This window comes from Pseudomonas xanthosomatis, from assembly GCF_019139835.1.
Taxonomy (GTDB): domain Bacteria; phylum Pseudomonadota; class Gammaproteobacteria; order Pseudomonadales; family Pseudomonadaceae; genus Aquipseudomonas; species Aquipseudomonas fakonensis.
In genome coordinates, this window is sequence record NZ_CP077075.1 from 456,712 (window position 1) to 481,981 (window position 25,270).

24 protein-coding genes are annotated in these 25,270 nt (G+C 61.1%); 22 read left to right on the forward strand and 2 right to left on the reverse strand.

The window, feature by feature from the left end:
- Positions 1-11: 11 nt before the first annotated feature.
- The gene (gene dnaN, locus KSS93_RS01965) at positions 12-1,115 is read right to left on the reverse strand and encodes a DNA polymerase III subunit beta (RefSeq protein WP_217886943.1); all 1,104 of its coding nucleotides are present in this window, start codon (positions 1,113-1,115) and stop codon (positions 12-14) included.
- A 40-nt stretch (positions 1,116-1,155) separates the two neighbouring features.
- A complete protein-coding gene (gene dnaA / locus KSS93_RS01970; protein ID WP_217886944.1) occupies positions 1,156-2,685 on the reverse strand; it encodes a chromosomal replication initiator protein DnaA in 1,530 nt (509 codons plus the stop codon).
- Positions 2,686-3,265: 580 nt separating this feature from the next.
- Here dnaA and rpmH point away from each other — a divergent pair.
- The 22 genes from rpmH to KSS93_RS02080 all read left to right on the forward strand — a co-directional run bounded on the left by rpmH (position 3,266) and on the right by KSS93_RS02080 (position 25,252).
- Positions 3,266-3,400 (forward strand): 50S ribosomal protein L34, encoded by a 135-nt coding sequence (gene rpmH, locus KSS93_RS01975; RefSeq protein ID WP_002551315.1) that lies wholly within the window; start codon positions 3,266-3,268, stop codon positions 3,398-3,400.
- A 13-nt stretch (positions 3,401-3,413) separates the two neighbouring features.
- Entirely contained in the window at positions 3,414-3,818 is a 405-nt protein-coding gene (gene rnpA / locus KSS93_RS01980; protein WP_217843679.1) for a ribonuclease P protein component, read from the forward strand.
- Positions 3,811-4,056 (forward strand): membrane protein insertion efficiency factor YidD, encoded by a 246-nt coding sequence (yidD, locus tag KSS93_RS01985; protein WP_011536514.1) that lies wholly within the window; start codon positions 3,811-3,813, stop codon positions 4,054-4,056. The genes rnpA and yidD overlap by 8 nt, the downstream gene beginning before the upstream one ends.
- A 2-nt stretch (positions 4,057-4,058) precedes the next feature.
- A complete protein-coding gene (gene yidC, locus KSS93_RS01990; protein WP_217886945.1) occupies positions 4,059-5,741 on the forward strand; it encodes a membrane protein insertase YidC in 1,683 nt (560 codons plus the stop codon).
- 84 nt (positions 5,742-5,825) lie between these two features.
- Positions 5,826-7,196 carry a tRNA uridine-5-carboxymethylaminomethyl(34) synthesis GTPase MnmE gene (mnmE, locus tag KSS93_RS01995; protein ID WP_217886946.1) on the forward strand — a complete coding sequence of 457 codons (1,371 nt, stop codon included), beginning with the start codon at positions 5,826-5,828 and terminating at the stop codon, positions 7,194-7,196.
- A gap of 512 nt (positions 7,197-7,708) precedes the next feature.
- Positions 7,709-9,601 (forward strand): tRNA uridine-5-carboxymethylaminomethyl(34) synthesis enzyme MnmG, encoded by a 1,893-nt coding sequence (gene mnmG / locus KSS93_RS02000; protein WP_217841076.1) that lies wholly within the window; start codon positions 7,709-7,711, stop codon positions 9,599-9,601.
- Entirely contained in the window at positions 9,598-10,242 is a 645-nt protein-coding gene (rsmG, locus tag KSS93_RS02005) for a 16S rRNA (guanine(527)-N(7))-methyltransferase RsmG (protein WP_217886947.1), read from the forward strand. Before mnmG ends, rsmG begins: the two co-directional genes overlap by 4 nt.
- An 18-nt stretch (positions 10,243-10,260) precedes the next feature.
- Complete coding sequence (locus KSS93_RS02010; RefSeq protein WP_217841075.1) at positions 10,261-11,052, forward strand: ParA family protein; 792 nt, start codon at positions 10,261-10,263, stop codon at positions 11,050-11,052.
- Positions 11,053-11,061: 9 nt separating this feature from the next.
- Positions 11,062-11,934: a ParB/RepB/Spo0J family partition protein gene (locus KSS93_RS02015; protein ID WP_217886948.1), complete on the forward strand. Its 873-nt coding sequence runs from the start codon at positions 11,062-11,064 to the stop codon at positions 11,932-11,934.
- A 149-nt stretch (positions 11,935-12,083) separates the two neighbouring features.
- Positions 12,084-12,491, forward strand: a complete 408-nt coding sequence (locus tag KSS93_RS02020) for a F0F1 ATP synthase subunit I (protein WP_217841073.1) — start codon at positions 12,084-12,086, stop codon at positions 12,489-12,491.
- A gap of 16 nt (positions 12,492-12,507) precedes the next feature.
- Positions 12,508-13,377 (forward strand): F0F1 ATP synthase subunit A, encoded by an 870-nt coding sequence (atpB, locus tag KSS93_RS02025; protein ID WP_217841072.1) that lies wholly within the window; start codon positions 12,508-12,510, stop codon positions 13,375-13,377.
- 144 nt (positions 13,378-13,521) lie between these two features.
- Complete coding sequence (gene atpE, locus KSS93_RS02030; protein ID WP_003097235.1) at positions 13,522-13,779, forward strand: F0F1 ATP synthase subunit C; 258 nt, start codon at positions 13,522-13,524, stop codon at positions 13,777-13,779.
- Between the two features lie 59 nt (positions 13,780-13,838).
- Entirely contained in the window at positions 13,839-14,309 is a 471-nt protein-coding gene (locus KSS93_RS02035) for a F0F1 ATP synthase subunit B (RefSeq protein WP_217841071.1), read from the forward strand.
- A gap of 12 nt (positions 14,310-14,321) precedes the next feature.
- Complete coding sequence (locus tag KSS93_RS02040; RefSeq protein WP_217841070.1) at positions 14,322-14,858, forward strand: F0F1 ATP synthase subunit delta; 537 nt, start codon at positions 14,322-14,324, stop codon at positions 14,856-14,858.
- A gap of 21 nt (positions 14,859-14,879) precedes the next feature.
- Positions 14,880-16,424 (forward strand): F0F1 ATP synthase subunit alpha, encoded by a 1,545-nt coding sequence (gene atpA / locus KSS93_RS02045; protein ID WP_217841069.1) that lies wholly within the window; start codon positions 14,880-14,882, stop codon positions 16,422-16,424.
- A gap of 48 nt (positions 16,425-16,472) precedes the next feature.
- A complete protein-coding gene (atpG, locus tag KSS93_RS02050) occupies positions 16,473-17,333 on the forward strand; it encodes a F0F1 ATP synthase subunit gamma (protein ID WP_003253195.1) in 861 nt (286 codons plus the stop codon).
- Between the two features lie 27 nt (positions 17,334-17,360).
- Positions 17,361-18,737: a F0F1 ATP synthase subunit beta gene (atpD, locus tag KSS93_RS02055; protein ID WP_016489910.1), complete on the forward strand. Its 1,377-nt coding sequence runs from the start codon at positions 17,361-17,363 to the stop codon at positions 18,735-18,737.
- A 44-nt stretch (positions 18,738-18,781) separates the two neighbouring features.
- Positions 18,782-19,201, forward strand: coding sequence for a F0F1 ATP synthase subunit epsilon (locus tag KSS93_RS02060; RefSeq protein WP_217841068.1), 420 nt, complete (start codon positions 18,782-18,784; stop codon positions 19,199-19,201).
- Positions 19,202-19,322: 121 nt separating this feature from the next.
- Positions 19,323-20,690, forward strand: a complete 1,368-nt coding sequence (gene glmU / locus KSS93_RS02065) for a bifunctional UDP-N-acetylglucosamine diphosphorylase/glucosamine-1-phosphate N-acetyltransferase GlmU (protein WP_217886949.1) — start codon at positions 19,323-19,325, stop codon at positions 20,688-20,690.
- Positions 20,691-21,069: 379 nt separating this feature from the next.
- Complete coding sequence (locus KSS93_RS02070; RefSeq protein ID WP_217886950.1) at positions 21,070-21,837, forward strand: DeoR/GlpR family DNA-binding transcription regulator; 768 nt, start codon at positions 21,070-21,072, stop codon at positions 21,835-21,837.
- 12 nt (positions 21,838-21,849) lie between these two features.
- Positions 21,850-23,682 (forward strand): glutamine--fructose-6-phosphate transaminase (isomerizing), encoded by a 1,833-nt coding sequence (glmS, locus tag KSS93_RS02075; protein WP_217886951.1) that lies wholly within the window; start codon positions 21,850-21,852, stop codon positions 23,680-23,682.
- 274 nt (positions 23,683-23,956) lie between these two features.
- Positions 23,957-25,252 carry an MFS transporter gene (locus tag KSS93_RS02080; RefSeq protein WP_217886952.1) on the forward strand — a complete coding sequence of 432 codons (1,296 nt, stop codon included), beginning with the start codon at positions 23,957-23,959 and terminating at the stop codon, positions 25,250-25,252.
- Positions 25,253-25,270: the final 18 nt, after the last annotated feature.

Consider the following 25,270-nt stretch of genomic DNA (forward strand, 5'->3'; position numbering starts at 1 on the left):
CCTGCTACGAATTACAGACGCATCGGCATGACAACGTAGGAAGAGTCGTCATTGCCGGCTTCCTGCAACAGGGCGCTGCTGTTGGAGTCCGACAGAATCAGGCGAACCTGTTCAGTGGTCATTACACCCAACACGTCCAGCAGGTAGCTGACGTTGAAGCCGATCTCCAGCGAGCTGCCTTCGTAGTCGACGCTGATCTCTTCTTCCGCTTCTTCCTGCTCCGGGTTATTGGCCTGGATTTTCAGCTGGCCGGCGGCCAGTTGCAGGCGGATACCGCGGTACTTCTCGTTGGACAGAATGGCGGTACGGCTGAACGCTTCACGCAGGGCCTGGCGGTCGCCGACCACCAGCTTGTCGCCACCCTTGGGCAGCACGCGCTCGTAGTCCGGGAACTTGCCGTCGACCAGCTTGGAGGTGAAGGTGAACTCGCCGGTGGTCGCGCGAATGTGATGCTGGCCCAGTACGATGCTGACCATGCCTTCCGGGTCGGTGAGCAGGCGCGCCAGCTCGAGGATACCTTTGCGCGGCACGATCACCTGGTGGCGGTCGGCCTGGCCAATCGGTGCCTGCATGGCGCACAGCGCCAGGCGGTGACCGTCGGTGGACACGGCGCGCAGAGTGTCGGTGGACACTTCCAGCAGCATGCCGTTGAGGTAGTAGCGCACATCCTGCTGGGCCATGGCGAAGCTGGTGCGCTCGATCAGGCGGCGCAGCTTGCTTTGCTCCAGGTTACAGGTCAGCGAGCCCGGGCCTTCTTCCACGGTGGGGAAGTCGTTGGCCGGCAGGGTCGACAGGGTGAAGCGGCTACGGCCGGCCTTGACCAACAGTTTTTGCTCGTCGACCTTGATGTCGATCAGCACGTCGCTGGGCAGGCTCTTGCAGATGTCCATCAGCTTGCGCGCAGGGACGGTGATCTCGCCCGGCTCGGCGGGCTCTTCCAGTTGCACGCGGCCAACCAGTTCAACTTCCAGGTCGGTACCGGTCAACGACAGTTGCTGGCCTTGCACGACCAGCAGGACGTTGGACAGGACCGGCAAGGTCTGGCGGCGCTCGACGACGCCTGCGACCAGTTGCAGGGGTTTCAACAGGGCTTCGCGTTGAATGGTGAAATGCATGGTCTAGTCCCTTGCCTTCAATTAGCTGCGCCGACGGCCATCAGGTCGTCAGCGTACGCAGCAGGTTCTTGTAGTCCTCGCGGATGTCCGCGTCGGATTCCTTCAATTCGTTGATCTTGCGGCAGGCGTGCAGCACGGTGGTGTGGTCGCGGCCGCCAAACATGTCGCCGATTTCCGGCAGGCTGTGGTTGGTCAGCTCTTTGGACAACGCCATGGCTACCTGGCGCGGGCGCGCCACCGAGCGCGAACGGCGCTTGGACAACAGGTCGGCGATCTTGATCTTGTAGTACTCGGCCACGGTGCGCTGGATGTTATCCACACTGACCAGCTTGTCTTGCAGCGCCAGCAGGTCCTTCAGCGACTCGCGGATCAGCTCGATGGTGATGTCGCGACCCATGAAGTGCGAGTGGGCGATAACCCGCTTCAGGGCGCCTTCCAGTTCGCGTACGTTGGAGCGGATGCGCTGGGCGATGAAAAACGCAGCGTCGTGCGGCAGCTCGACCTTGGCCTGGTCGGCCTTCTTCATCAGGATGGCTACGCGGGTTTCCAGCTCTGGTGGCTCCACGGCCACCGTCAGGCCCCAGCCAAAGCGCGACTTCAGGCGCTCTTCCAGGCCTTCGATTTCCTTCGGGTAGCGGTCACTGGTGAGAATCACCTGCTGGCCGCCCTCGAGCAGGGCGTTGAAGGTGTGGAAAAACTCTTCCTGGGAACGCTCCTTGCGGGCGAAGAACTGGATATCGTCGATCAGCAGCGCGTCCACCGAGCGGTAGAAGCGTTTGAATTCGTTGATGGCGTTCAGCTGCAGCGCCTTGACCATGTCGGCGACGAAGCGCTCCGAATGCAGGTAGACCACCTTGGCGTTCGGGTTCTTCTTCAGCAGGTGGTTACCCACAGCGTGCATCAAGTGAGTCTTGCCCAAGCCGACGCCGCCATACAGGAACAGCGGGTTGTAACCGTGCTTTGGGTTGTCGGCCACCTGCCAGGCAGCAGCGCGCGCCAACTGGTTCGACTTGCCTTCGACGAAAGTTTCGAAGGTGAAGGTGCGGTTGAGGTAGCTGGTGTGCTTGAGCGCGCCTTCAACCTGCACCGTGCGCTGCTCGGTACGCGTGCTGGCGGCAGGTGGTGTGGCCACCTCGGCCATGCTGTCGAAGCTGTCACGGCTGGATGGCTCTTCGGCCTCCAGCACCAGCTGCGCGACCGGTGCTGCCACCGGTTCGCTCGCCACCTGCACTTGCGGGGCTGGCTGGGCTGGAACCTGCTGGGCCATGGACGCGGCCACTGCTGCACTGACCGGCGCGTTGGGGGCGGCGCGCGGGGCGGAGCTGCGGCGGCTACCTATTAATAAGGAAAGCGCGGGCGCGATGCCGTTGCCGTGTTCACCCAGCAGCTCGAGCAGACGACCCAGGTACTTTTCATTGACCCAGTCGAGCACGAACCGGTTGGGCGCGTAGACGCGCAACTCGTCGCCTTCGGCTTCGACCTGTAGCGGACGGATCCAGGTGTTGAATTGCTGGGCAGGCAGTTCATCGCGCAGAAGCTCCACGCACTGCTGCCAAAGTTCCACTGACACGGATATCCCCTGAGTTGAAAGCCGGATGAGGCAAAAACAAACCGCCATTGTACCGGGCAAGAGGTCAGTTATCCACATATCAGGGCCGATGCAACACCGACATACCCGCCAAAAATTGACGAATATGGCGCCAACCCATGTGAATAAGCCCTGTGGATAACGCTACATGAGGGCTATGCACAACCCTGGGCTCAGCCCTGTGGATAAATCACCTGTGGATAAACAGGCATTTCCTGCACAGCTTGTGCGCATGTCCAGCACAGCGGCCGCACCTGTTACCGACAAGGTTTTGAATCTCTGTACATGGCGAGAATATTGGGCTGAAGGTGGTTATCCACAGAAGGTTATCCACTTAAGCTTTATAAGTTCTTCAGAAAAGCTTTTTATATGCCTCTTTATTTTTTTCATGTTGAGCTGCGTCTCGTCTGCCAGGCAAGCGAAACCTTTCCGTCACCGTCGAACGTCTTCTTAAGGAAAGGCTGGTTGGAAATTGACCTATTGGCTTGCTTTCTCTAGAATCGCCGATCTCTTAAAAAGGGGGCCCTTCCGGCCCGTTGTCGACTAACCCAGGTAACACGCCATGAAACGTACTTTCCAACCAAGCACCATCAAGCGCGCCCGCACCCACGGTTTCCGTGCCCGTATGGCTACCAAGAACGGCCGTGCCGTTCTGTCGCGTCGTCGTGCCAAAGGCCGTAAGCGTCTGGCCGTTTGATTTTTCGGCACTGGTGGTGAGTCAGGACTTCAGTCGGGAAAAGCGACTGCTTACACCCCGACACTTCAAAGCGGTCTTCGACTCCCCAACCGGCAAGGTTCCAGGGAAAAACCTGCTTATCCTTGCCCGCGAGAACGGCCTTGATCACCCACGCCTCGGCTTGGTGATCGGCAAGAAGAGCGTCAAGCTCGCCGTTCAACGCAATCGCCTGAAACGCCTGATGCGCGATTCATTCCGCCTGAACCAGCAGTCGTTGGCGGGTCTGGATATCGTGATCGTTGCACGCAAGGGGTTGGGCGAAGTGGAAAACCCAGAATTGCACCAACACTTTGGCAAGCTCTGGAAGCGACTGGTCCGCAGTCGACCCTCTCCAGCGGCGAATGCCGATCCTGCAGGGGTAGACAGTCACGATGCGTAAACTGGCCCTCGTTCCGATCCAGTTCTACCGTTACGCCATCAGTCCTCTGATGGCCAGTCACTGTCGTTTCTATCCCAGCTGTTCCTGTTACGCATACGAAGCCATCGAAAACCATGGCTTGTTGCGTGGTGGGTGGCTGGCCGTTCGTCGCCTGGGGCGTTGTCATCCGTGGAACGACGGCGGTTTCGACCCTGTTCCACCAGCTCCTTCCTCCCGAACTTCTTCGATAGCCGAGTAATCATGGATATTAAACGCACGATCCTGATCGTCGCCCTGGCAATCGTGTCCTACGTCATGGTCCTCAAGTGGAACCAGGACTACGGCCAGGCTGCCCTGCCGACTCAGAATACTGCTGCCAGCACTGCTGCCCCGGCCCTGCCGGACACCGTCCCGGCCGGCAACGCCGGCGCCAGCGCCGATGTGCCGAGCGCCAATGCTGAATCCACCCCGGCGGAACTCGCCCCGGTCGCGGTCAGCAAGGACCTGATCCGGGTCAAGACCGACGTCCTGGAACTGGCTATCGACCCGGTCGGTGGTGACATCGTCCAGCTGACCCTGCCCAAGTACCCGCGTCGCCAGGACCACCCGGAGATTCCGTTCCAGCTGTTCGATAACGGCGGCGAGCGTGTCTACCTGGCCCAGTCCGGCCTGACCGGCGCCAACGGCCCGGATGCCCGCAGCAGCGGTCGCCCGCTGTATGCCGCCGAGGCCAAGAGCTTCCAGCTGGCCGACGGCCAGGAACAACTGGTCGTCGACCTGAAGTTCAGCGACAACGGCGTCAACTACATCAAGCGCTTCAGCTTCAAGCGCGGCGAGTACGACCTGAACGTCAGCTACCTGATCGACAACCAGAGCGGCCAGGCCTGGAACGGCAACCTGTTTGCCCAGCTCAAGCGTGACGCCAGCTCCGATCCGTCCTCGAGCACCGCTACCGGTACCGCTACCTACCTGGGCGCTGCCCTGTGGACAGCTTCCGAGCCGTACAAGAAAGTGTCGATGAAAGACATGGACAAGGGCGGTTTGAAAGAAAATGTGTCCGGCGGTTGGGTCGCCTGGCTGCAACACTACTTCGTGACTGCATGGATTCCGGCCAAGTCGGACAACAACGCCGTGCAGACCCGCAAGGACAGCCAGGGCAACTACATCATCGGCTACACCGGCCCGGCCATCAGCGTGCCTGCCGGCGCCAAGGCCGAAACCAGCGCCATGCTGTACGCCGGCCCGAAGATCCAGTCCAAGCTCAAGGAGTTGTCCCCAGGCCTGGAACTGACCGTCGACTACGGCTTCCTGTGGTTCATCGCCCAGCCGATCTTCTGGCTGCTGCAACATATCCACAGCCTGCTGGGTAACTGGGGCTGGTCGATCATCGTGCTGACCATGCTCATCAAGGGCCTGTTCTTCCCGCTGTCGGCTGCCAGCTACCGCTCGATGGCGCGCATGCGTGCCGTGGCGCCGAAGCTCGCCCAGCTCAAGGAACGCTTCGGTGACGATCGCCAGAAGCTGTCCCAGGCGATGATGGAGCTGTACAAGAAAGAGAAGATCAACCCGCTGGGCGGCTGCCTGCCGATCCTGGTGCAGATGCCGGTATTCCTGGCCCTGTACTGGGTACTGCTGGAAAGCGTGGAAATGCGCCAGGCCCCGTGGATGCTGTGGATCACCGACCTGTCGATCAAGGATCCGTTCTTCATCCTGCCGATCATCATGGGCGCCACCATGTTCATCCAGCAGCGCCTGAACCCGACGCCGCCGGACCCGATGCAGGCGAAGGTCATGAAAATGATGCCGATCATCTTCACCTTCTTCTTCCTGTGGTTCCCGGCCGGCCTGGTGCTGTACTGGGTTGTGAACAACTGCCTGTCGATTTCGCAGCAGTGGTTCATCACCCGTCGCATCGAAGCGGCCAGCAAGAACGCTGCTGCTTGACGGGCTGATCGTCTAGCCTGTGAATAAAACGCCCCCTCGTGGGGCGTTTTTGCTATCTGTCGTATTTGTTTAGAGGCTTCGAGCATGAACACTGTGCGTGAAACCATCGCCGCCATCGCCACCGCCCAGGGCCGCGGCGGTGTGGGTATCGTCCGTTTGTCGGGGGCGCTGGCCAACCAGGCCGGCCTTGCCATCACCGGCCGCAACCTGACCCCGCGCCACGCCCACTACGGCCCATTCCGCGACGCCGAAGGCCTGGTGCTGGACGAAGGCATCGCGCTGTTCTTCCCCGGGCCGAACTCGTTCACCGGCGAAGATGTGCTGGAACTGCAGGGCCACGGTGGCCCGGTGGTGATGGACATGCTGCTGCAGCGTTGCCTGCAGCTGGGTTGCCGCCTGGCACGCCCTGGGGAGTTCAGCGAACGCGCGTTCCTCAACGACAAGCTCGACCTGGCCCAGGCCGAAGCCATCGCCGACCTGATCGAAGCCAGCTCCACACAAGCCGCACGCAACGCCCTGCGCTCGCTGCAGGGGGCGTTCTCCAAGCGTGTGCATAACCTTACCGAAGCGTTGATTGCACTGCGCATCTACGTCGAGGCGGCCATCGACTTCCCGGAAGAAGAGATCGACTTCCTTGCCGACGGCCATGTGCTGGGCATGCTCGATGCGGTGCGTGAGGACTTGTCCACAGTGCAACGTGAAGCCGGGCAGGGCGCCTTGCTGCGCGATGGCATGACTGTGGTGATTGCCGGCCGTCCGAATGCCGGCAAATCCAGCCTGCTCAACCAGCTGGCCGGCCGTGAGGCGGCGATCGTTACCGATATCGCCGGTACCACCCGGGACATCCTGCGTGAACATATCCACATCGACGGCATGCCGCTGCACGTGGTGGATACCGCCGGCCTGCGCGATACCGACGACCATGTGGAAAAGATCGGTGTGGAACGCGCGCTGAAGGCCATCGGCGAGGCTGACCGGGTGTTGCTGGTGGTGGACTCCACCGCGCCTGAAGCCAGTGACCCGTTTGCCCTGTGGCCGGAATTTCTCGACCAACGGCCGGATCCTGCCAAAGTCACGCTGATCCGCAACAAGGCAGACCTCAGTGGCGAGGTGGTCGGGTTGCAGGAGAGCGAAGACGGTCATGTGACCATCACCTTAAGTGCCCGCGACAGCGACCAGGGCCTGGACCTGTTGCGCGATCACCTGAAGGCCTGCATGGGTTATGGACAGACCGCCGAGAGCAGTTTCAGTGCGCGCCGGCGGCACTTGGAGGCGTTGCGCCATGCCAGTGAGCACCTGGAGCACGGGCGGGCGCAGTTGACCTTGGCAGGGGCTGGGGAGCTGCTGGCTGAGGATTTGCGCCAGGCGCAGCAGGCGTTGGGGGAAATCACCGGGGCATTCAGCTCGGATGACCTGCTGGGGCGGATTTTCTCGAGCTTCTGTATCGGCAAGTGACGGCAAAGCAGTTCTGAACGGAACCGCTCCTGATGGGGCGGTTTTTTTTCGTCTGCAGAAAAGTTTGCCTGTGCTGGCCCTATCGCAGGCAAGCCTGCAGCTTCATCCACAGGCTGGAGCACGGGCGCGTGAGCTCTGTGGAAAACTAGCCATCAGCTCCGTTGATAACCGGGCTTTTTTTCTGAGGAGAACCTCGCCTGTGGGTAACAGGTACTTTCATCCACAGGTTAAACGCTGTTATCCATACCCCTCAACCCCCTTACGGCACAGGGTTATGAAATCCTGTAGGCATTGCCAATACTGGGCTAAAGGTACTTATCCACATGTGGATAGGTCCTTAAACATAAACATAAAAACAAAGCTTTTATGTATTTTTTCTCTTTGTTTACTTTTGCCGGCCATTCATCCACAGACTGGTCAAATTTTGCTCAGAAGGTTTCTTTGAAGGGGGCTAAGTCCCTATACTTGTCCGCTTACCTTCTCTATTCGCAAAAACAGGCACGAGGTGCGTGGTGGATTTCCCTTCCCGTTTTGAAGTGATCGTCATCGGCGGCGGCCATGCCGGTACCGAGGCTGCGCTTGCGTCTGCACGCATGGGTGCGAAAACCCTGCTGCTGACCCATAACGTGGAAACCCTCGGTCACATGAGCTGCAACCCGGCCATCGGTGGCATCGGCAAGAGCCACCTGGTCAAGGAAATCGATGCGCTCGGTGGCGCCATGGCGCTGGCCACCGACAAGAGCGGCATCCAGTTCCGCATTCTTAACAACCGCAAGGGCCCGGCAGTGCGCGCCACCCGCGCACAGGCCGACCGCGCCATCTACAAGGCAGTAGTGCGTGAAATCCTGGAAAACCAGCCGAACCTGTGGATATTCCAGCAGTCCTGCGACGACCTGATCGTCGAGCAGGACCAGGTCAAGGGCGTGGTCACGCAAATGGGCCTGCGCTTTCTCGCCGACTCGGTGGTACTGACCAGCGGCACCTTCCTCGGCGGGCTTATCCACATCGGCCTGCAGAACTACTCCGGTGGCCGCGCCGGCGACCCGCCCGCCAATGCCCTGGCCAACCGCATGCGTGAACTGCCGCTGCGCGTCGGTCGGCTGAAAACCGGCACCCCGCCGCGTATCGATGGCCGCTCGGTAGACTTCTCGGTGATGAGCGAGCAACCGGGTGACACGCCGATCCCGGTGATGTCGTTCATGGGCAACGCCCAGATGCACCCGCGCCAGGTGAGCTGCTGGATCACCCACACCAACGCGCGCACCCACGAAATCATTGCCTCGAACCTGGACCGCTCGCCGATGTACTCGGGCGTGATCGAAGGCGTTGGCCCGCGTTACTGCCCGTCGATCGAAGACAAGATCCACCGCTTTGCCGACAAGGAAAGCCATCAGGTGTTCATCGAGCCGGAAGGCCTGACCACCCACGAGCTATACCCCAACGGTATCTCGACCTCGCTGCCGTTCGACGTGCAGCTTGAGATCGTGCGCTCGATGCGCGGCCTGGAAAACGCCCACATCGTGCGCCCGGGTTACGCCATCGAATACGACTACTTCGACCCGCGCGACCTTAAGTACAGCCTCGAGACCAAGGTCATCGGCGGCCTGTTCTTCGCCGGCCAGATCAACGGCACCACCGGCTACGAAGAAGCCGGCGCACAGGGCCTTTTGGCCGGCACCAACGCAGCATTGCGCGCCCAGGGCCGCGAAAGCTGGTGCCCGCGCCGCGACGAGGCGTACATCGGCGTGCTGGTGGACGACCTGATCACCCTGGGCACCCAGGAGCCGTACCGCATGTTCACCTCGCGCGCCGAATACCGGCTGATCCTGCGCGAGGACAACGCCGACCTGCGCCTGACTGAGAAGGGCCGCGAGCTGGGCCTGATCGACGACGAGCGCTGGGCGGCGTTTTGCACCAAGCGCGAGGGCATCGAGCGCGAAGAGCAGCGCCTGAAAAGCACCTGGGTGCGCCCGAACACCGCGCAAGGCCAGGCCATTGTGGATAAGTTCGGCACGCCGCTGGCCCACGAATACAGCCTGCTCAACCTGCTGGCCCGCCCGGAAGTCGACTACGCTGGGCTGATCGAGGCGACCGGCGGCGAAGTGATCGACCCGCAAGTGGCCGAACAGGTCGAGATCAAGACCAAGTACGCCGGCTACATCGACCGCCAGCAGGAAGAAATCGCCCGCTTGCGCGCCAGCGAAGACACCCGCCTGCCTGTGGATATCGACTACACGACGATTTCCGGGCTGTCCAAGGAGATCCAGGGCAAGCTCGAGCAAACCCGCCCCGAGACCCTCGGCCAGGCTTCGCGTATTCCCGGCGTAACGCCAGCGGCGATCTCGCTGCTGCTGATTCACTTGAAAAAACGCGGCGCAGGCCGCGAATTGGAGCAAAGCGCTTGAGTGTCACCCCGCAACACGCCGAAGAGTTGTCCACAGGTGCGCGCCAGCTCGGTGTCGAGCTGAGCGCGCAGCAGCACGAGCTGCTGCTGGGATACCTGGCCCTGCTGATCAAATGGAACAAGGCCTACAACCTGACTGCCGTGCGCGACCCTGACGAGATGGTCTCGCGCCACCTGCTCGACAGCCTCAGCGTCATGCCGTTTATCCACAGCGACACCCAGCGTTGGCTGGATGTCGGCAGCGGCGGCGGCATGCCGGGCATCCCCCTGGCCATCCTGCACCCGCACAAGCAAGTGACCGTGCTCGACAGCAACGGCAAGAAGACCCGCTTCCTGACCCAGGTGAAGATGGAGCTGAAACTGGACAACCTCACGGTTATCCACAGCCGGGTCGAAGAGGTGCAGCCCGAGCAGCCGTTCTGCGGGATCATCTCCCGCGCCTTCAGCAGCATGGAGAATTTCACCAACTGGACCCGCCACCTGGGTGACGCCCGTACGCAATGGCTTGCAATGAAGGGGCTGCATCCTGCCGACGAACTGGTAGCATTGCCCGCAGACTTCACAGTGGAAAGCGAGCAGGCCCTGACCGTTCCAGGTTGCCAGGGCCAGCGCCATCTGCTGATACTGCGCCGCAAGGCATGACTGGGAACACACGCAACAATGGCTAAGGTATTCGCAATCGCGAACCAGAAAGGTGGTGTGGGCAAGACCACCACCTGTATCAATCTCGCCGCATCGCTGGCCGCGACCAAGCGTCGCGTGCTGCTGATCGACCTCGATCCACAGGGCAACGCCACCATGGGCAGCGGTGTGGATAAACACGAGCTCGAGCACTCGGTGTACGACCTGTTGATCGGGGAATGCGACCTGGCCCAGGCCATGCAGTACTCCGAACACGGCAACTTCCAGCTGCTGCCGGCCAACCGCGACCTGACCGCCGCCGAAGTGGTGCTGCTGGAAATGCAGATGAAGGAGAGCCGCCTGCGCAACGCACTGGCGCCGATCCGCGAGAACTACGACTACATCCTCATCGACTGCCCGCCGTCGCTGTCGATGCTGACGCTCAACGCCCTGGTCGCCTCCGATGGCGTGATCATCCCCATGCAGTGCGAGTACTACGCACTCGAGGGTTTGAGCGACCTTGTGGATAACATCAAGCGCATCGCTGCCCGGCTTAACCCGGAGCTGAAGATCGAAGGCCTGCTGCGCACCATGTACGACCCGCGCCTGAGCCTGAACAACGATGTTTCGGCGCAGCTCAAGGAGCACTTCGGCGAGCAGCTGTACGACACGGTGATCCCGCGCAACATCCGCCTGGCCGAGGCGCCGAGTTTCGGCATGCCGGCCCTGGCCTACGACAAGCAGTCCCGCGGTGCACTGGCCTATCTGGCCCTGGCCGGGGAACTGGTGCGTCGCCAGCGCCGTCCATCACGCACTGCACAAACAACTTAAGGAATCCGCATGGCCATCAAGAAACGCGGTCTCGGACGTGGGTTGGATGCTCTGCTCAGTGGTCCTTCCGTCAGCGCGCTCGAAGAGCAGGCGGTCAAGATCGACCAGAAAGAACTGCAACAGCTGCCGGTGGAGCTGATCCAGCGCGGCAAGTACCAGCCACGCCGCGACATGGACCCGCAGGCGCTCGAAGAACTGGCGCACTCGATCCGCACCCACGGCGTCATGCAACCGATCGTCGTGCGCCCGATCGGCGACAACCGCTACGAGATCATCGCCGGTGAACGCCGTTGGCGCGCCACCCAGCAGGCCGGCCTGGACACCGTCCCGGCCATGGTCCGCGAGGTGCCCGACGAAGCGGCCATCGCCATGGCGCTGATCGAGAACATCCAGCGCGAGGACCTCAACCCGCTGGAAGAGGCCCTGGCCCTGCAGCGCCTGCAGCAGGAGTTCGAACTTACCCAGCAGCAAGTGGCCGATGCCGTCGGCAAGTCGCGGGTGACCGTGGCCAACCTGCTGCGCCTGATCTCGCTGCCCGAGGCGATCAAGACCATGCTCGCCCACGGCGATCTGGAGATGGGCCACGCCCGTGCCTTGCTCGGCCTCGAGGAAGATCGGCAGGAGGAAGGGGCGCGTCATGTTGTCGCACGCGGCCTCACCGTGCGCCAAACCGAGGCACTGGTGCGCCAGTGGCTGAGCGGCAAACCTGAGCCGGTCGAAGCGAGCAAACCTGATCCGGACATCGCCCGCCTTGAACAGCGGCTGGCAGAGCGCCTGGGCTCTGCAGTACAGATTCGCCATGGCAACAAGGGCAAGGGCCAGTTGGTGATCCGTTACAACTCCCTCGATGAGCTGCAAGGCGTGCTTGCTCACATCCGCTGAAACAATTCCCGTTGTAGCGCGCAGTCGGAAATCACTACCCGATAGTTGAATAGGGGTTAATCCACCCCTATACTCTGCGCGCATTTTGTCGGCACAAATTATGCCAAGTCATAACTGACTAGGCGGTCGACTTTCGAGGAGCAGTTTTGATGGAAATCCGCACGCCAAACCGCCTGCCTTTCCATCGCTGGGCGGTTTTTCCGGTACTGCTGGCTCAATTTGTTGTTTTGCTGCTGGCAACCTTGGTGTTGTGGCAGTGGAAAGGGGCGGTCAGCGGATATTCAGGCCTCTGCGGAGGGCTGATCGGCTGGCTGCCCAATGTGTATTTCGCCTGGAAGGCTTTTCGCTTCAGCGGAGCCCGGGCGGCGCAGGCCATCGTCAAGTCGTTCTACGCAGGCGAGGCAGGCAAGATGATTTTGACGGCAGTGCTGTTTGCACTGACCTTCGCAGGAGTGAAGCCACTGGCGCCGCTGGCAGTATTCGGCGTCTTCGTGCTGACCCTTTTGGTCAGCTGGTTCGCGCCCCTGCTGATGAATAAAAGACTTTCGAGACCTTAGGGCGTTTGAGGCAACCATGGCAGAAGAAACCGCTTCGGGTTATATCCAGCACCACTTGCAGAACCTGACCTACGGTCAACTACCAGACGGCAGCTGGGGCTTGGCCCATTCGGCTGCAGAAGCCAAGGCAATGGGCTTCTGGGCGTTCCACCTGGACACCCTGGGCTGGTCCGTTGCGCTGGGTCTGATCTTCCTGTTCATCTTCCGCATGGCGGCCAAGAAGGCGACTTCCGGCCAGCCCGGTGCCCTGCAGAACTTCGTCGAAGTGCTGGTGGACTTCGTCCACGGCAGCGTGAAGGACTCCTTCCACGGCCGCAGCCCGGTGATCGCCCCACTGGCGCTGACCATCTTCGTCTGGGTCTTCCTGATGAACGCCATCGACCTGGTTCCGGTCGACTGGATTCCTCAGCTGGCCATCCTGATCTCCGGTGACCCGCACATTCCGTTCCGCGCGGTATCGACCACCGACCCGAACGCCACCCTGGGCATGGCCCTTAGCGTGTTCGCGCTGATCATCTTCTACAGCATCAAGGTCAAGGGCATCGGCGGCTTCATCGGCGAGCTGACCCTGCACCCGTTCGGCAGCAAGAACATCTTCGTTCAGATCCTGCTGATCCCGGTGAACTTCCTGCTCGAATTCGTCACCCTGATCGCCAAGCCGATCTCGCTGGCACTGCGTCTGTTCGGCAACATGTACGCCGGCGAGCTGGTGTTCATCCTGATCGCCGTGATGTTCGGTACCGGCATCCTCTGGCTCAGCGGCCTGGGTGTGGTGCTGCAGTGGGCGTGGGCTGTGTTCCACATCCTGATCATCACCCTGCAAGCTTTCATCTTCATGATGCTGACCATCGTCTACCTGTCGATGGCCCACGAAGATAACCATTAAGACCGCCTGGCGTGTCTGATAGCCTTCCCCGCCTGCTCGGGGGGAGGGCTTAAAAAGTCCGCAAGGGCATGCTGTACCAAACGATTTGTTTTACCGCTTCAAACTAAAAACCTAACCAATACGACGTAAAAGTCGGGAGGAAAGATGGAAACTGTAGTTGGTCTGACCGCTATCGCTGTTGCTCTGCTGATCGGCCTGGGTGCTCTGGGTACCGCCATTGGTTTCGGCCTGCTGGGCGGCAAGTTCCTGGAAGGCGCTGCTCGCCAGCCAGAAATGGTTCCAATGCTGCAGGTTAAAATGTTCATCGTTGCCGGTCTGCTCGACGCCGTAACCATGATCGGTGTTGGTATCGCTCTGTTCTTCACCTTCGCGAATCCGTTCGTTGGTCAAATCGCCGGCTAATCACTCGTTAACCACGAGTTGATAGCTGTGATGAACCAAAGACCGAGCGAGGTGTTGGCGTGAACATTAATGCAACCCTGATTGGCCAATCCGTTGCCTTCCTGATTTTTGTACTCTTCTGCATGAAGTATGTATGGCCTCCGGTCATCACTGCCCTGCAAGAGCGCCAAAAGAAGATTGCAGACGGCTTGGACGCTGCCAACCGCGCAGCTCGCGACCTGGAGCTGGCCCAAGAGAAAGCGGGTCAGCAACTGCGTGAAGCGAAAGCACAGGCAGCCGAAATCATTGAGCAAAGCAAGAAGCGCGCTGCTCAGCTTGTAGACGAGGCCCGTGAACAGGCTCGCGTCGAAGCTGACCGTGTGAAGGCTCAGGCTCAAGCCGAGATCGAACAGGAACTGAACAGCGTCAAAGACGCCCTGCGTGCCCAAGTGGGTGCCCTGGCCGTTGGCGGTGCTGAAAAGATCCTTGGCGCCACAATCGATCAAAACGCGCATGCGGAGCTGGTTAACAAACTGGCCGCTGAAATTTAAGCGAGGGCGATCATGGCAGAACTGACCACGTTGGCCCGACCTTACGCTAAGGCTGCCTTCGAGCACGCCCAGGCCCATCAGCAACTGGCCAATTGGTCAGCCATGCTCGGCCTGGCTGCTGCGGTGTCGCAAGACGACACCATGCAGCGCCTGCTCAAGGCCCCGCAACTGACTAGCGCAAACAAGGCCGCCGCATTCATTGAAGTGTGCGGTGACAAGTTCAATGCACAGGCACAGAATTTCATTCATGTTGCCGCGGAAAACGACCGTCTCCTGCTGTTGCCGGAGATTGCCGCTCTGTTCGACCTGTACAAGGCCGAGCAAGAGAAATCCGTGGACGTGGAAGTCACCAGTGCTTTTGCGTTGAACCAAGAACAGCAAGACAAACTCGCCAAGGTTCTCAGTGCACGGTTAGGCCAGGAAGTGCGCCTGCACGCGTCGGAGGATGCCAGCCTGATCGGCGGCGTCGTCATCCGCGCCGGCGACCTGGTAATCGATGGCTCGGTTCGCGGCAAGATCGCGAAACTGGCCGAAGCATTGAAATCTTGAGTTTGAAGGGGCAGCAGAGCAATGCAGCAACTCAATCCTTCCGAAATTAGTGAAATCATCAAGGGCCGCATCGACAACCTCGATGTCGGCTCCCAAGCCCGTAACGAAGGTACCGTTGTTTCGGTATCCGACGGTATCGTGCGGATCCACGGTCTGGCCGACGTCATGTACGGCGAAATGATCGAGTTCCCTGGCAGCGTGTTCGGCATGGCACTGAACCTGGAGCAAGACTCCGTAGGTGCAGTGATCCTGGGTGCCTATGACACCCTCGCCGAAGGCATGAGCGCCAAGTGCACCGGCCGCATCCTGGAAGTTCCGGTTGGTAAGGAACTGCTGGGTCGCGTCGTTGACGCACTGGGCAACCCGATTGACGGCAAAGGTCCTCTGGGCAACACCCAGACCGACGCGGTCGAAAAAGTAGCCCCGGGCGTGATCTGGCGTAAGTCGGTAGACCAGCCTGTACAGACTGGCTACAAGTCCGTCGACGCCATGATCCCAGTCGGCCGTGGCCAGCGCGAGCTGATCATCGGTGACCGTCAGATCGGCAAGACCGCCATGGCCATCGACGCCATCATCAACCAGAAAGACTCCGGTATTTTCTGTGTTTATGTTGCTGTCGGCCAGAAGCGTTCCACCGTTGCCAACATCGTTCGCAAGCTGGAAGAAGCCGGCGCCCTGGCCAACACCATCGTGGTCGTTGCCAGTGCTTCGGAATCCGCCGCACTGCAGTTCCTGGCGCCATACGCCGGCTGCACCATGGGCGAGTTCTTCCGTGACCGCGGTGAAGACGCGCTGATCGTTTACGATGACCTGTCCAAGCAGGCCGTTGCCTACCGTCAGATCTCCCTGCTGCTGCGCCGTCCACCAGGACGTGAAGCGTACCCAGGCGACGTGTTCTATCTCCACTCCCGTCTGCTGGAGCGTGCATCGCGCGTTTCGGAAGAGTACGTCGAGAAGTTCACCAACGGCGCAGTCACCGGCAAAACCGGTTCCCTGACCGCTCTGCCGATCATCGAAACCCAGGCTGGCGACGTTTCCGCGTTCGTTCCGACCAACGTGATCTCGATCACCGACGGTCAGATCTTCCTGGAATCGGCCATGTTCAACTCGGGCATCCGCCCTGCAGTGAACGCCGGTGTTTCGGTATCCCGCGTTGGTGGTGCCGCTCAGACCAAGATCATCAAGAAACTGTCCGGTGGTATCCGTACCGCTCTGGCTCAGTACCGTGAACTGGCAGCATTCGCCCAGTTCGCTTCCGATCTGGACGAAGCGACCCGCAAGCAGCTGGAGCATGGTCAGCGCGTAACCGAGCTGATGAAGCAGAAGCAGTACGCGCCAATGTCGATCGCCGACATGGCCCTGTCGCTGTACGCCGCTGAGCGTGGTTTCCTGACTGACGTAGAAGTCTCCAAGGTCGGCAGCTTCGAGCAAGCGCTGATCGCCTTCTTCAACCGTGATCACGCCGAACTGATGGCCAAGATCAACGTGAAGGGTGACTTCAACGACGAAATCGACGCTGGCATGAAAGCCGGTATCGAGAAGTTCAAGGCCACCCAGACCTGGTAAGCCGCAGCGGGGGCTCCGGCCCCCGCTTGCTAACCTGATAGGTGATACATGGCAGGCGCAAAAGAGATTCGCAGTAAGATTGCGAGCATCAAAAGCACGCAAAAAATTACCAGCGCCATGGAGAAAGTGGCGGTCAGCAAAATGCGCAAGGCACAAATGCGCATGGCTGCTAGCCGTCCTTACGCGGAGCGTATCCGCCAGGTGATCGGTCATCTGGCCAACGCCAACCCCGAATACCGCCACCCGTTCATGATCGAGCGCCCTGTAAAGCGCGCCGGTTATATCGTGGTGAGCAGTGACCGTGGTCTGTGCGGTGGCTTGAATACCAACCTGTTCAAGGCCCTGGTCAAGGACATGAGCGCAAACCGCGAACAGGGCGTGGAAATCGACCTGTGCGTGATCGGCAGCAAGGGTGCGACTTTCTTCCGCATCTTTGGCGGCAACGTCGTAGCCGCGATCAGCCACCTGGGCGAAGAGCCATCGATCAACGATCTGATCGGCTCCGTCAAAGTGATGCTGGACGCCTACCTGGACGGCCGTATCGATCGCCTTTCGGTGGTTTCGAACAAGTTCATCAACACCATGACCCAAAAACCGACGGTAGAGCAATTGGTACCGTTGGTGGCAACCCCGGATCAGGATCTCAAGCATCACTGGGATTACCTGTACGAACCCGACGCAAAAGAGCTGCTGGACGGCTTGATGGTGCGTTACGTGGAGTCGCAGGTGTACCAGGCGGTGGTCGAGAACAACGCTGCTGAACAAGCGGCCCGGATGATCGCCATGAAGAACGCCACAGACAACGCCGGTGATTTGATCAAAGAGCTGCAATTGATCTACAACAAGGCGCGTCAGGCTGCGATCACCCAGGAGATCTCGGAAATCGTCGGCGGCGCTGCCGCGGTTTAACGGTTCAAAAATTCAGAGGATCCAGCTATGAGTAGCGGACGTATCGTTCAAATCATCGGCGCCGTCATCGACGTGGAATTCCCACGTGACGTCGTGCCGAGTGTTTACAACGCGCTGAAAGTACAAGGCGCGGAAACCACCCTGGAAGTTCAGCAGCAGCTGGGCGACGGCGTGGTTCGTACCATTGCGATGGGCTCGACCGAAGGCCTGAAGCGTGGTCTGGATGTCGTCGATACCGGCGCTGCCATTTCCGTTCCTGTTGGTAAGGCCACCCTCGGCCGTATCATGGACGTACTGGGCAACCCGATCGACGAAGCCGGCCCGATCGGCGAAGAAGAGCGTCGCGGTATCCACCAGCCAGCGCCTTCGTTCGCTGACCAGGCAGGCGGCAACGACCTGCTGGAAACCGGCATCAAGGTTATCGACCTGGTTTGCCCGTTCGCCAAGGGTGGTAAGGTTGGTCTGTTCGGTGGTGCCGGTGTCGGCAAGACCGTAAACATGATGGAACTGATCCGTAACATCGCCATGGAACACAGCGGTTACTCCGTGTTCGCTGGTGTGGGTGAGCGTACTCGTGAGGGTAACGACTTCTACCACGAGATGAAGGACTCCAACGTTCTCGACAAGGTAGCGCTGGTCTACGGTCAGATGAACGAGCCACCAGGAAACCGTCTGCGCGTAGCGCTGACCGGCCTGACCATGGCTGAGAAGTTCCGTGACGAAGGTAACGACGTTCTGCTGTTCGTCGACAACATCTATCGTTACACCCTGGCCGGTACCGAAGTATCCGCACTGCTGGGCCGTATGCCTTCGGCAGTAGGTTACCAGCCGACCCTGGCCGAAGAGATGGGCGTTCTGCAAGAGCGCATCACTTCGACCAAAGAAGGCTCGATCACCTCCGTGCAGGCCGTATACGTACCTGCGGACGACCTGACCGACCCGTCGCCAGCCACTACCTTCGCCCACCTGGACGCCACCGTCGTTCTGTCCCGTGACATCGCCTCCCTGGGTATCTACCCAGCGGTCGACCCACTGGACTCGACTTCGCGCCAGCTGGACCCGAACGTGATCGGCAACGAGCACTACGACACCGCGCGTGGCGTTCAGTATGTTCTGCAGCGCTACAAAGAGCTGAAAGACATCATCGCCATCCTGGGTATGGACGAACTGTCCGAGACCGACAAGCAACTGGTAGCCCGCGCTCGTAAGATCCAGCGCTTCCTGTCGCAGCCGTTCTTCGTGGCCGAAGTCTTCACCGGTTCGCCAGGCAAGTACGTTTCGCTCAAGGACACCATCGCAGGCTTCAGCGGCATCCTCAAAGGTGACTACGACCACCTGCCAGAACAAGCGTTCTACATGGTCGGCAGCATCGACGAAGCGATCGAGAAAGCCAAGAAACTGTAATCCCGGCGCCCCGCAAGGGGCGCTAATCAGGTTGAGGCAAGCAGATGGCTATGACAGTCCATTGCGACATCGTCAGCGCGGAAGGAGAGATCTTCTCCGGCCTGGTCGAGATGGTAGTAGCGCACGGTAACCTGGGTGATCTTGGTATCGCTCCGGGCCACGCGCCACTGATCACCAATCTCAAGCCTGGTCCGATCACGCTGACCAAGCAGGGTGGCACTCAAGAGGTGTTCTACATCTCCGGTGGCTTCCTCGAAGTGCAGCCGAACATGGTCAAGGTTCTTGCCGACACCGTGCAACGTGCTGCCGACCTGGACGAAGCACAAGCTCAGGAAGCCCTCAAGGCTGCTGAGAACGCGCTGAACACCAAGGGCTCGGACTTCGACTACAGCGCTGCTGCTGCACGTCTGGCCGAGGCCGCAGCTCAGCTGCGTACTGTCCAGCAAATGCGCAGAGGCAAGTAACTGGCCACGGCCGGTCACCTGCGTTGCGATTGAGTTAAAGGGTAGCCTCGGCTACCCTTTTTCTTTTTCTGAATTTCCCCTCTTCGGTCACCTCTGACCGCCCAGGATCGGTAGCCAGCCAATGTCCCTCGATATCGTCATTCTCGCCGCAGGCCAAGGCACCCGCATGCGTTCTGCGCTGCCCAAGGTGCTGCACCCGGTGGCCGGCAATTCCATGCTTGGCCATGTTATCCACAGCGCCCGCCAGCTGCAGCCCAAGGGTATCCACGTGGTCATCGGCCACGGCGCGGAGCTGGTGCGCGAGCGCCTGGCTGCCGATGACCTGAACTTCGTCCTGCAGGACAAGCAACTGGGTACCGGCCACGCCGTGGCCCAGGCCCTGCCGGCCATCAGCGCCGACACCGTGCTGGTGCTGTATGGCGATGTACCGCTGATCGAGGTGGACACCCTGCAGCGCCTGCTGACCAAGGTCAGCGCCAGCCAGCTCGGCCTGCTGACGGTGAACCTTGATGACCCGACCGGCTACGGCCGTATTGTGCGTGACGCCCAGGGCCAGGTGCAGGCGATCGTCGAGCACAAAGACGCCAACGATGCGCAGAAGGCAATCAAGGAAGGCAACACCGGCATCCTCGCCATGCCCGCTGCGCGCCTGGCCGACTGGATGGGCCGGCTGTCCAACAACAATGCCCAGGGCGAGTACTACCTCACCGACGTGATCGCCATGGCCGTGGCCGATGGCCTGGTGGTGGCCACCGAGCAACCCCATGACGCCATGGAAGTGCAGGGCGCCAACGACCGCCGCCAGCTGGCAGAGCTTGAACGCCACTACCAGCTGCGCGAAGGCCGCCGCCTGATGGCCCAGGGCGTCACCCTGCGCGACCCGGCACGCTTCGATGTGCGCGGCGAGGTGAGCGTTGGCCGCGACGTGCTGATCGACATCAACGTGATTCTCGAAGGCAAGGTGGTCATCGAGGACGACGTGCAGATCGGCCCGAACTGCGTGATCAAGGACAGCACCCTGCGCAAGGGCGCGATCATCAAGGCCAACACTCACCTGGATGGCGCGGTGATGGGCGAGGGCAGCGATGCCGGCCCGTTTGCCCGCCTGCGCCCGGGCAGCGTGCTGGAGGCCAAGGCCCATGTGGGTAACTTCGTCGAGCTGAAGAACGCCCGCCTGGGTGAAGGCGCCAAGGCCGGCCACCTGACCTACCTGGGCGATGCCGAAATCGGCGCGCGCAGCAACATCGGCGCCGGCACCATCACCTGCAACTACGATGGCGCCAACAAGTTCAAGACCGTCATGGGCGAGGACGTGTTCATCGGCTCCAACAACTCGCTGGTGGCGCCTGTGGAAATCCAGGCCGGGGCCACCACTGCCGCGGGCTCGACCATCACCCAGGCGGTGCCGGCCGGGCAGTTGGGCGTGGCTCGCGCCCGCCAGCGCAACATCGAAGGCTGGAGGCGGCCAGAGAAAATCAAAAAGAGCTGAGTTATCCACAGCGCTTTTTGCACAGGCCGGCTGATGTGAATAAGCCGGCCTTTTTATTTGTCCACAGGCGCCAATCACCGGTAAGCCGGCTCTCATATAACAAACTACAACTCATTGATTTAACACGGTCTCTGTGGGAACCGGCCTTGTGTCGCGATGGGCTGCGCAGCAGCCCCGGCAATTTTGCATGAGGCCGAGGCCTTGGGGTCGTTTCGCGCCCCATCGCGACACAAGGCCGCTTCCCACAGGGACCGTGGTGCATCTGCGAGAGTAGTTCCCTGCACGAAAGCGCAGCCCCTACAGGGCAAGCACTTGACTAAACAGCGGCCTTAGGTTTTGATTGCACCACTTATCTTTCGAATCGAAACTTAAAGCCGAAATGTCGAAACGAAACACGCCCCAGCGCCGCCACAATATTCTCACCCTGCTCAACGAACAGGGCGAGGTGAGCGTCGACGCCCTGGCCAAGCGTTTCGAAACTTCCGAAGTGACCATTCGCAAGGATCTCGCCGCCCTGGAGGCCAACGGCCTGCTGCTGCGTCGCTACGGCGGCGCGGTGACCATGCCCCAGGAGCTGCTGGCCGAGGCCGTGCAGCCGGTGTCGCTGTACAAGCAGGCCATCGCCAAGGCCGCCGTTGAGCGCATACGCGAGCACGCCCGGATCATCATCGACAGCGGCAGCACCACCGCGGCAATGATCCCGCAACTGGGGCGCCAGCCTGGCCTGGTGGTGATGACCAACTCGCTCAACGTGGCCCGCGCCATCAGCGAGCAGGAGCACGAGCCGGTGCTGTTGATGACCGGCGGCACTTGGGACCCGCATTCGGAGTCGTTCCAGGGCCAAGTGGCCGAGCAGGTGCTGCGCTCTTATGATTTCGACCAGCTGTTCATCGGTGCCGACGGCATCGACCTGGAGCGTGGCACCACCACTTTCAACGAGCTGCTGGGCCTGAGCCGGGTCATGGCCGAAGTGGCCCGCGAGGTGGTCGTGATGGTCGAGTCCGACAAGGTCGGGCGCAAGATCCCCAACCTCGAGCTGCCCTGGGGCAGCGTCAATACCCTTATTACCGATGATCGCCTGCCCACGGAGGCACGCGACCGCATTCAAGCCCGCGGCATCAACCTGATCTGCGCCGCTATCAGCTAGGAGCAACATCTTATGTGTGGAATCGTGGGTGCCGTTGCCGAACGCAACATCACAGCCATTCTGATCGAAGGCCTCAAGCGCCTGGAATACCGCGGCTACGACAGCGCCGGCCTGGCCGTGCTGACGCAGCAGGGCCTGGAACGCCGCCGCCGTATCGGCAAGGTCGCCGAGCTGCAGGCCGCAGTCACCGCCGACCCGTTGGTGGGCCAGCTGGGCATCGCCCACACCCGTTGGGCCACCCACGGTGCGCCGACCGAAGGCAACGCCCATCCGCATTTCTCTGGCCATGAAGTGGCGGTGGTGCACAACGGCATCATCGAGAACCACGAAGAGCTGCGTGACGAGCTCAAGGGCCTGGGCTACGTGTTCGCCTCGCAGACCGACACCGAGGTGATCGTGCACCTGCTGCACCACCTGCTCAAAACCACCCCGGACCTGGCCGAAGCCCTCAAGGCCGCAGTCAAGCGCCTGCACGGCGCCTACGGCCTGGCGGTGATCAACGCCAACCAGCCCGACCGCCTGGTCGCAGCCCGCAGTGGCAGCCCGCTGGTGATCGGCCTGGGCCTGGGCGAGAACTTCCTGGCCTCTGACCAACTGGCCCTGCGCCAGGTCACCGACCGCTTCATGTACCTCGAAGAAGGCGATATCGCCGAAATCCGCCGTGACCAGGTGCAGGTCTGGGACCAGGCCGGCAAGCCGGTGCAGCGCGAGACCGTGCAGCACAGCGAAGGCGCCGAAGCCGCCGACAAGGGCCAGTACCGCCACTTCATGCTCAAGGAAATCCACGAGCAGCCCTCGGTGGTGCAGCGCACCCTGGAAGGCCGCCTGGGCAAGGACCACGTGATGGTCCAGGCCTTCGGCCCGCAGGCTGCAGAGTTGTTCGCCAAGGTGCGCAACGTGCAGATCGTCGCCTGTGGTACCAGCTACCACGCCGGCATGGTTGCCCGTTACTGGCTGGAAAGCCTGGCCGGCATCCCTTGCCAGGTCGAAGTGGCCAGCGAGTTCCGCTACCGCAAGGTGGTGGTGCAGCCAGACACCCTGTTCGTGTCCATCTCGCAGTCCGGTGAAACCGCCGACACCCTGGCCGCCCTGCGCAACGCCAAGGAGCTGGGCTTCCTCGGCAGCCTGGCGATCTGCAACGTCGGCATCAGCTCGCTGGTGCGCGAGTCCGACCTGACCCTGCTGACCCTGGCCGGCCCGGAAATCGGCGTGGCTTCGACCAAGGCCTTCACCACCCAGCTGGTATCGCTGATGCTGCTGACCCTGGCCTTGGGCCAGGTGCGTGGCACCCTCGAAGCCGGTGTCGAGGCCGAGCTGGTAGAAGAGCTGCGCCGCCTGCCAGCGCGTCTGGGCGAAGCCCTGGCCATGGACCAGGTGGTGGAGAAAACCGCCGAGCTGTTCGCCGACAAGCACCACACCCTGTTCCTCGGCCGTGGCGCCCAGTACCCGGTGGCGATGGAAGGCGCGCTGAAGCTCAAGGAGATCTCCTACATCCACGCCGAAGCCTACCCGGCCGGCGAGCTCAAGCACGGCCCGTTGGCCCTGGTGGACAGCGACATGCCGGTGGTCACCGTGGCGCCGAACAACGAGCTGCTGGAAAAGCTCAAGTCCAACCTGCAGGAAGTGCGTGCCCGTGGCGGTGAGCTGGTGGTGTTCGCCGACGAACAGGCTGGCATGAGCAATGGCGAAGGCACCCACGTGATCAAGGTGCCGCACATCATCGACGCCCTGACGCCGATTCTGTACACCATTCCGCTGCAGCTGCTTTCGTACTACGTGGCGGTGCTCAAGGGCACTGACGTGGACCAGCCGCGTAACCTGGCGAAGTCGGTGACGGTCGAATAATCCTGTCGCTGTTCACCCAAGCCCTCGGCCTTGCCGAGGGCTTTTTTGTTTAATCGAATGCCAACCACTCTGTAGGAGCCGGCTCCTACAGAGGTTGTGATCGTACAACCTTGGTATGGACGGCTTGGAAGTGCTGTAACGAACCGATAAGCAAGATTTAGTTGTACGACGACCTATGACATGGCACTCTCTGGCTTGAAACAATTTGTCTCAAATGGCCCTGCCGGCCCTTGAGCCAATCACCACACCTCTAAAAACAAAAGCCAGGTGAACCATGAAGATCAAAGGCATCCGTTGGTGGATGGTCAGCCTTGTCACGGCTGGGCTCGTCGTCAACTACCTCGCCCGCAACACGCTGTCGGTGGCCGCGCCCACCTTGATGAGCGACCTCTCCATCAGTACCGAGCAATACGCCAAGATCGTCGCCGCCTGGCAGGTGTGCTACGCGCTGATGCAGCCGATTGCCGGCTGGTTCATCGACTTCATCGGCACCAAGCTGGGCTTTGCGGTGTTTGCCATGGCCTGGTCGGTGGCCTGTGCCGGTGCGGCGCTGGCTACAGGCTGGCAGAGCATGGCGTTCGTGCGCGGGTTGTTGGGCATGACCGAGGCGGCGGGGCTGCCGGCCGGGGTCAAGGCCACCACCGAATGGTTCCCGGCCAAAGAACGTTCGGTGGCTATCGGCTGGTTCAACATCGGCTCATCGCTCGGTGCCTTGCTGGCGCCGCCGCTGGTGGTGTGGGCGATCCTGCACAGCGGCTGGCAGCTGGCGTTCGTGCTGGTGGGCGTTTCGGGCATTGTCTGGACCCTGCTGTGGATGCTGCTGTACAAGCACCCGCGGGACCAGAAGCGCCTGAGCCATGAAGAGCGCGACTACATCCTTGCCGGCCAGGAAGCGCACTTCAAGCAGCAGGCCCGCGAGAAGGGCGCCTGGAAGCGTATCTTCAAGACCCGCAACTTCTACGCCATCGCCTCGGCGCGGATTCTGTCCGAGCCGGCCTGGCAGACCTTCAATGCCTGGATACCGTTGTACCTGATGACCGAGCGGCACATGAACATCAAGGAAGTGGCGATGTTCGCCTGGCTGCCGTTCCTGGCCGCTGACATCGGCTGTGTGCTGGGCGGCTACCTGAGCCCGCTGTTCCACCGCTACTTCAAGGTGTCGCTGTTCACCTCGCGCAAGATGGTGCTGGTGTTCGGCGCCAGCTGCATGATCGGGCCTGCCTGCATCGGCCTGGTGCAAAGCCCCTATACCGCCATTTTGCTGCTGTGCATCGGCGGCTTTGCCCACCAGACGCTGTCGGGGGCGCTGTACTCGATCACCTCGGACTCGTTCAGCAAGGACCAGGTGGCCACAGCCACCGGCATGGGCGGGATGTGCGGTTACCTGGGGGCGGCGGTGTTCACCCTGGTGTTTGGCGTGCTGGTGACGCAAATCGGCTACAGCCCGCTGTTCGTGGTGCTGGCGGTGTTCGATGTGGTGGCTGCGGTGCTGGTGTGGAAGGTGGCGCGGGAGGTGTTGGCTGAGCCTGCCAAGCAGGCTGTGTCGGTGAATTCCGAGGTGCTGGCATAGCGCAGAGCGTTTCGCGCA

Excerpts from the sequence above, each read along its gene's own strand:
- dnaN (WP_217886943.1), bottom strand. The coding sequence starts at position 1,115 with ATGCATTTCACCATTCAACGCGAAGCCCTGTTGAAACCCCTGCAACTG.
- rpmH (WP_002551315.1), top strand. The coding sequence starts at position 3,266 with ATGAAACGTACTTTCCAACCAAGCACCATCAAGCGCGCCCGCACCCAC.
- yidD (WP_011536514.1), top strand. The coding sequence starts at position 3,811 with ATGCGTAAACTGGCCCTCGTTCCGATCCAGTTCTACCGTTACGCCATC.
- yidC (WP_217886945.1), top strand. The coding sequence starts at position 4,059 with ATGGATATTAAACGCACGATCCTGATCGTCGCCCTGGCAATCGTGTCC.
- mnmE (WP_217886946.1), top strand. The coding sequence starts at position 5,826 with ATGAACACTGTGCGTGAAACCATCGCCGCCATCGCCACCGCCCAGGGC.
- KSS93_RS02010 (WP_217841075.1), top strand. The coding sequence starts at position 10,261 with ATGGCTAAGGTATTCGCAATCGCGAACCAGAAAGGTGGTGTGGGCAAG.
- KSS93_RS02015 (WP_217886948.1), top strand. The coding sequence starts at position 11,062 with ATGGCCATCAAGAAACGCGGTCTCGGACGTGGGTTGGATGCTCTGCTC.
- KSS93_RS02020 (WP_217841073.1), top strand. The coding sequence starts at position 12,084 with ATGGAAATCCGCACGCCAAACCGCCTGCCTTTCCATCGCTGGGCGGTT.
- atpB (WP_217841072.1), top strand. The coding sequence starts at position 12,508 with ATGGCAGAAGAAACCGCTTCGGGTTATATCCAGCACCACTTGCAGAAC.
- atpE (WP_003097235.1), top strand. The coding sequence starts at position 13,522 with ATGGAAACTGTAGTTGGTCTGACCGCTATCGCTGTTGCTCTGCTGATC.
- KSS93_RS02040 (WP_217841070.1), top strand. The coding sequence starts at position 14,322 with ATGGCAGAACTGACCACGTTGGCCCGACCTTACGCTAAGGCTGCCTTC.
- atpA (WP_217841069.1), top strand. The coding sequence starts at position 14,880 with ATGCAGCAACTCAATCCTTCCGAAATTAGTGAAATCATCAAGGGCCGC.
- atpG (WP_003253195.1), top strand. The coding sequence starts at position 16,473 with ATGGCAGGCGCAAAAGAGATTCGCAGTAAGATTGCGAGCATCAAAAGC.
- atpD (WP_016489910.1), top strand. The coding sequence starts at position 17,361 with ATGAGTAGCGGACGTATCGTTCAAATCATCGGCGCCGTCATCGACGTG.
- KSS93_RS02060 (WP_217841068.1), top strand. The coding sequence starts at position 18,782 with ATGGCTATGACAGTCCATTGCGACATCGTCAGCGCGGAAGGAGAGATC.
- glmU (WP_217886949.1), top strand. The coding sequence starts at position 19,323 with ATGTCCCTCGATATCGTCATTCTCGCCGCAGGCCAAGGCACCCGCATG.
- KSS93_RS02070 (WP_217886950.1), top strand. The coding sequence starts at position 21,070 with ATGTCGAAACGAAACACGCCCCAGCGCCGCCACAATATTCTCACCCTG.
- glmS (WP_217886951.1), top strand. The coding sequence starts at position 21,850 with ATGTGTGGAATCGTGGGTGCCGTTGCCGAACGCAACATCACAGCCATT.
- KSS93_RS02080 (WP_217886952.1), top strand. The coding sequence starts at position 23,957 with ATGAAGATCAAAGGCATCCGTTGGTGGATGGTCAGCCTTGTCACGGCT.